The following is a 4395-nucleotide window of genomic DNA, read 5'->3' as shown; positions in this document are numbered from 1 at the left end:
CATAATAGTAGGTATAATACCTAAAACATATTCGCCACCAATAAACCCTTTTTCTTGATCTACTATATCTTTAATACGGTCTGCCTCGTTTACAATGTTTTTAGCTTGCGCAACAATTTTTTCGCCTACTTCTGTAATAGAAATTGGTTTTTTACTTCTATCAAAAATCTGAACATCTAACTCGTCTTCTAACTTTTGTACTTGCATACTTAAAGTTGGCTGTGTAACAAAGCTTTTTTCTGCTGCTAATGTAAAGTTTTGGTATTTGGCAACTGCCAAAACATATTGTAATTGAGTTATGGTCATTCTTAATAGGTATAAACTATAAAATTATAAAAACAAATGATTTTAATCATCCCCAAAAATAGTAAATACTAACTAACTTTGTTGTATCACAAAAAAGATAAATGTTATGGAATTAAACAGTATAGGATTAGAAGTAGAAAAAGCTAAAGAGCTAAACAGTAAATTAAATGTTTTATTATCTAGTTTCCAGGTTTATTACCAAAATTTAAGAGGTGTTCATTGGAATATTAGAGGTAGACGTTTTTTTGATTTACATATTAAGTTTGAAGAGTTGTATACAGACGCAAATGAAAAAGTAGATATGATTGCAGAGCGTATTTTAACCTTAGGAGGTAAGCCTTTGCACACTTTTGAAGATTATATGTCGGTTTCTAAATTACCAGTAGGTAAAAACATATCTATAGATGTAGAAGCTATAAAATTAATTGTAAATTCTTTAAAAGAATTACTAGTTATAGAACGCGATTTATTAGACCTTTCTGATGATGCTAATGATGAAGGAACAAACTCTTTAATGAGCGATTTTATTGCTGAACAAGAAAAAACAATTTGGATGATGAATGCTTGGTTAGAAGAATAGATGATTGTAACCAAATTGTTGTATTTAAAAAGGAGATAAAGCTATGCTTTATCTCCTTTTTTTTTACTTTTATTTACTGTTATTAAAATCTTAGTGCAAATTTTAAATCTTTGTCTTCTACCATAAATTTAGCTTCTACAAAGCTTGGTGGGCCATAAGGTGTTGATGATCCAGAAATACAGAGCTCTCTTTAGGCATACCATTAGCTTCTCTGTCCATTTGTTTGTTGTTATTTTCATCGTGCATTGCTAAAATAGCATATTCTCCTGCTACAATATCTTTAAAAACAATGGTTACTTTACCATTTTCTATAGTTGTAATTTTGTTTTGTAAGCCCATACCTCTCATAAAAGTCTCTGATGTGTGCAAGCCAGCCATAACTGTTCCGTCATCATTTAAAACATTATCTATGGTAATAGTAATTGTAAATGTTTTTGCTTCTGTTTCTGACTGAGCATTTGAAGTAATTGTTATTAAAAATAATCCAAATAATAAAGCTATAGTTCTCATAATATTTTGTTTTTAAGTTGATTATGATACAAAGATGCTGTACTAGTTTAATTTTTTAAAATACAATAAACCCAACTGTAGTTTTTTTAAGCTGAGTTGTAGATTGCTTTAATTGATGAAATATGAATAATAGAATGTAGAGAATAGAGAGAATAAACTTTAAAGTAGAAAGTTTTAAAAGTGTTGCGTAATGCTATGAAATAAAAAACAGGTGTTGTGGGGAGGAAAATGAGACCTATTAATTAGTCTAAAAAAGTGCGGTTGTAGCTAAACGGATTACTCTTGTTTGGATCTACGGTTACTTCTACAGCTCTGTGTCCGCCATCTATTTGTACACGTGTAATATTTTTTTCTGGCCAAGGTTTGTTGGTAAACCAAACGTGTCCGTCTCCTTGTAAATAAAGTACAGGTTTATTAAAAGCAGCAGCACTGCTTCTAAAAGTATTGGTAAAAGTATTAAACTTGGTGGCATCACCTTCTGTAATATTTGCGTGTCCAAATACAACTACGGCGTTTACATTGTCTTTTTCTGCTTGCAGGTGTTGCTGTACCCAATTGGCATTATCTGTTAACCTTGTTTCCCATTCGGTGATATTATGTACACTACTGCCAACAATATTAATACCTAAGAATAGTACTTTATTCTGTATCCAACTAAAGTTTTCTGGACGTTCTGTTTGGTAACTAATTTTAGGGCTAAAAGTCCAATTTGTATTCAATTTTAAAAAGTGCTTGTTCCAAAACGCTAACCCTTCTTCTGGGTTTGTACAGTCATTATATTCATTATCACCCAAAACAATAAAAGTAGGGGCGGTAAATTGCTTTAAAAGATTGCTTACGTCTACATACACATCTTCTGTGCAAGCATCTGCTCCTGGTTTTATATCTCCAACGTGAATTACAAAACTAGATTTAGCCCTTTCATTGTGTGCCGCAATTACTTTGGGTATAGAATCTCTTTGAAAGTCATTATAAGGAACATCCCCAATAGCAGTAAAAACAACTGGTTCTATAGCTTTTGGGTCTTCATTAGGTTCGTTGCTGTCGTTATTAGAATCACTAGCGCAAGACATAGTTTGTGTTGCTAAAAAAACAAATACTAAGAGTTTAAATAATAAAGGTAGGCGGTTAATGATTATCATACTTAAAAATACAAAATAAATTAGTAGCTACTTGGTTTACAGTAAATACCGGTGTTATTTTTTCATATGTTTTGCAATTTCTTTGGCACTTGGATCTCTTTTTTCTAACTCTTCAATTATTTTTGGTTTGTCTTCTTCTCGTGTTTGCGAGAGTTTGTAGGTAGCTTGTATGTCTGTAATTTCAATCTCAAAAGCAACAATACCTTTTACTTGTGCTAATGTGCCTTTAGATAGGTTGTCTAGGTGTAATGGACACTCAGATGCTTGCTCGTACTTATCTACCAAATTATGCAACCCATCCATAGCAGCATCTTTATCTACAATGGTAATTTTGCCGTAAACGTGTACAGCAATATAGTTCCAAGTGGGTACCTCTTCATCTTTATACCAGGATGATGATACATAGCTATGCGGCCCATTAAAAATACAAAGTACTTCTGGTGTTTCTTTAAAATTGTGCCACTGCGGATTAGCTTTTGCAATATGACCTACAAGTATATCTTTTCCGTTTTTTATTTGCAACTCTAACGGTATGTGTGTAGCCCAAGGTTTACCATTAGTTTGGTTAACTAGTATGCCAAAACTATTGTTTTTAATAAAGGTTTTAACTTCTTCTGTATTATTGTTTTGGTAGCTTGGCGGTATATACATTTTTATTCTTTTATTACTGTTGCTAATACGGGTAAATGGTCTGATATATGTTTGTTATTATCTAACCTATCATCTATAATTGTTACAGACAATACATTTAAGTGTTTTGCAAAAATATAATCTATTCTCTTTGTTAAGATATGATCTGTAAATCCATTAAAAGTTCCTTTAGGACCGTATGGAGCTGTTTTACTTATGCTGTAACTATCTGGTATGTAGTTTGTAATTGTAGTAATGGCTTCTGTAGTAGGAGTTACATTAAAATCTCCCATTATAATAACTGGGTAGTTTTTTGTGTTTAGGGTCTTAATTTTTTCTACAATTAACTTAGCAGAATTTTTACGGGCTTCTACACCAATATGGTCAAAATGTGCATTAAAAACCCAGAAATACTGTTTTGTTTTCTTATGTTGAAATAGACCGTACGTACAAATACGTTCCATTGCGGCATCCCAACCAACAGATATTTTATTAGGTGTTGTAGATAGCCAAAATGTATTTGAAGTTATAAGCTTAAAGTCATTATTATAATAAATAGCACTGTATTCTCCTTTTTCTTTGCCATCATCTCTGCCAACACCTATATAGTTATACTTAGGTAAATTAATGTTTAGGTAGTTAACTTGGTTGTGTAAGCCCTCTTGTATCCCTAAAAAAGAAGGATTATAATGTTGTATTAAATCTACCATTTTATCTTTTCGGTAGTTCCAATTATTTATAGTGTCTCTAGTATTATCATACTTTATATTGTAAGTCATTGCTTTTATTGCCTGACTAATAACTGTATTTGTTGCAAATGCAAAAACTAGCGCTACTATAAATTTTTTACTCATTTCTATAGGTTTTTGTAGAGGTAGATACTAACTTGTTTATTTCTTTGAGCTCTTCTTTTGTAAACTCACGGTAAGTACCAACTGGCATATCTAAAGAAATGTTCATAATACGTACACGTTTTAGTTTTACAACGTTGTATCCTAAATACTCCGTCATTCTTCTAATTTGTCTGTTTAAGCCTTGTGTAAGTATAATTTTAAACTCGTATTTACTTAATTTTTCTACTTTACATTTTCTGGTAATGGTATCTAAAATAGGAATACCATTACTCATTTGGTGTATAAAATCATCTGTAATAATATTGTCTACTTTAACAATGTATTCTTTTTCGTGATGATTTCTAGCGCGCAGAATTTTGTTTACTATATCACC

General features: G+C 31.4%; 6 protein-coding genes and 1 pseudogene. 1 reads left to right on the top strand and 6 read right to left on the bottom strand.

Going from position 1 to position 4395, the window contains the following annotated elements:
* The coding region (locus tag ABJD66_RS00660; RefSeq protein ID WP_348127075.1) for a LysR family transcriptional regulator at nt 1–306 on the bottom strand (306 nt) is incomplete at its 3' end.
* Nucleotides 307–412: 106 nt separating this feature from the next.
* Here ABJD66_RS00660 and ABJD66_RS00655 point away from each other — a divergent pair.
* A complete protein-coding gene (locus ABJD66_RS00655) occupies nt 413–886 on the top strand; it encodes a Dps family protein (protein WP_303543872.1) in 474 nt (157 codons plus the stop codon).
* Between the two features lie 135 nt (nt 887–1021).
* Here ABJD66_RS00655 and ABJD66_RS00650 read toward each other — a convergent pair whose 3' ends face one another.
* From ABJD66_RS00650 to ABJD66_RS00630, 5 genes and pseudogenes are all read right to left on the bottom strand, one after another.
* A complete protein-coding gene (locus tag ABJD66_RS00650) occupies nt 1022–1396 on the bottom strand; it encodes a DUF2141 domain-containing protein (protein ID WP_348127073.1) in 375 nt (124 codons plus the stop codon).
* Nucleotides 1397–1638: 242 nt separating this feature from the next.
* The gene (locus ABJD66_RS00645) at nt 1639–2469 is read right to left on the bottom strand and encodes a metallophosphoesterase (protein WP_348127070.1); all 831 of its coding nucleotides are present in this window, start codon (nt 2467–2469) and stop codon (nt 1639–1641) included.
* Between the two features lie 123 nt (nt 2470–2592).
* Nucleotides 2593–3189, bottom strand: coding sequence for an FMN-binding negative transcriptional regulator (locus tag ABJD66_RS00640; RefSeq protein WP_348127067.1), 597 nt, complete (start codon nt 3187–3189; stop codon nt 2593–2595).
* A gap of 2 nt (nt 3190–3191) precedes the next feature.
* Nucleotides 3192–4022 (bottom strand): endonuclease/exonuclease/phosphatase family protein, encoded by an 831-nt coding sequence (locus ABJD66_RS00635; RefSeq protein WP_348127064.1) that lies wholly within the window; start codon nt 4020–4022, stop codon nt 3192–3194.
* Nucleotides 4015–4395 (bottom strand): annotated as a pseudogene (locus tag ABJD66_RS00630) (23S rRNA pseudouridine synthase F); the annotation flags it as partial. The pseudogene ABJD66_RS00630 and the gene ABJD66_RS00635, both read right to left, overlap by 8 nt.

The sequence above is a fragment of the Cellulophaga sp. genome (assembly GCF_039943695.1).
Classification (GTDB): Bacteria; Bacteroidota; Bacteroidia; order Flavobacteriales; family Flavobacteriaceae; genus Cellulophaga.
Note: the sequence above shows the minus strand (reverse complement) of the source record. Positions and strands in the feature narration are given on the sequence as shown.

Bases quoted from the DNA above. Each gene is read 5' to 3' on its own strand.
- ABJD66_RS00655 (WP_303543872.1), top strand. From the start codon at position 413: ATGGAATTAAACAGTATAGGATTAGAAGTAGAAAAAGCTAAAGAGCTA.
- ABJD66_RS00650 (WP_348127073.1), bottom strand. From the start codon at position 1,396: ATGAGAACTATAGCTTTATTATTTGGATTATTTTTAATAACAATTACT.
- ABJD66_RS00645 (WP_348127070.1), bottom strand. From the start codon at position 2,469: ATGTCTTGCGCTAGTGATTCTAATAACGACAGCAACGAACCTAATGAA.
- ABJD66_RS00640 (WP_348127067.1), bottom strand. From the start codon at position 3,189: ATGTATATACCGCCAAGCTACCAAAACAATAATACAGAAGAAGTTAAA.
- ABJD66_RS00635 (WP_348127064.1), bottom strand. From the start codon at position 4,022: ATGAGTAAAAAATTTATAGTAGCGCTAGTTTTTGCATTTGCAACAAAT.